The sequence below is a fragment of the Aquabacterium lacunae genome (assembly GCF_004310865.1).
Classification (GTDB): Bacteria; Pseudomonadota; Gammaproteobacteria; order Burkholderiales; family Burkholderiaceae_C; genus Aquabacterium; species Aquabacterium lacunae.
In genome coordinates this window covers 1-783 of record NZ_SIXI01000035.1, presented here as the reverse complement: position 1 = coordinate 783, position 783 = coordinate 1, and the positions used below count along the sequence as shown (strand labels likewise).

The 783-nt window shown below is 59.4% G+C and carries 1 protein-coding gene; it reads left to right on the top strand.

What is annotated here, in order from left to right:
• The first annotated feature begins 65 nt into the window (after positions 1-65).
• On the top strand, positions 66-671 hold the full coding sequence (locus EYS42_RS16890; RefSeq protein WP_130969380.1) for an HD domain-containing protein: 606 nt from the start codon (positions 66-68) through the stop codon (positions 669-671).
• Positions 672-783 lie beyond the last annotated feature (112 nt).

The following is a 783-nucleotide window of genomic DNA, read 5'->3' as shown; positions in this document are numbered from 1 at the left end:
TGTTGGTGCCCTCCACTCGCTGCGCTCCTTCCGGCGCCGCTTACCTTGGGCGTTAGGCAACCCCAATGAGCGTCTTTGAAGAGTCTTGGGCGCAGGCTTGGGCCGATCTGGGATTGGCGTCGCCGAGCGATCTCTTCGGCCAACTGCTTGGCGCGTACAGCGAACCACAGCGCCACTATCACTCCAAACAGCATCTTGCAGAATGCTTGAATGTGTTCGGCCAAGTTCGGCACTTGGCCGAACATCCCGGCGAAGTCGCCATCGCCTTGTGGTTTCACGATGCTGTCTATGACATGCGAGGCAAGTCGAACGAGCAGCAAAGTGCTGACTGGGCTTTGCGAGTGCTCCGCCACGCTAACGCCGACAACAACGTTCAACAGCGGGTCGAGTGCCTAATCCTGGCCACCAAGCATGACGCCACACCCACAGACGGCGATCAACAACTGCTCGTTGACATTGACCTCTGCATACTCGGCGCCAACCCCGAGCGGTTCGCCGAATACGACCGGCAGGTACGAGCCGAGTACAGTTGGGTCCCGAGCTTCATCTACAACATGAAGCGTAGGGGCGTACTCCAAGCATTCTTGGCTCGTCCCAACATCTACAACACAAGCCACTTCAGGGAGCGCTATGAACAGCAGGCGCGCATCAACCTGGCCGCTGTTGCCTAACTGGTCGGTCAAGCGGACGCCAACACTGGCCATGCCTTCGGCATTCTCATGGCCAGTGTTGGTGCCCTTCGCCCTGTCGGGCTACGGCGCCGCTTACCTTGGGCGTTAGGCC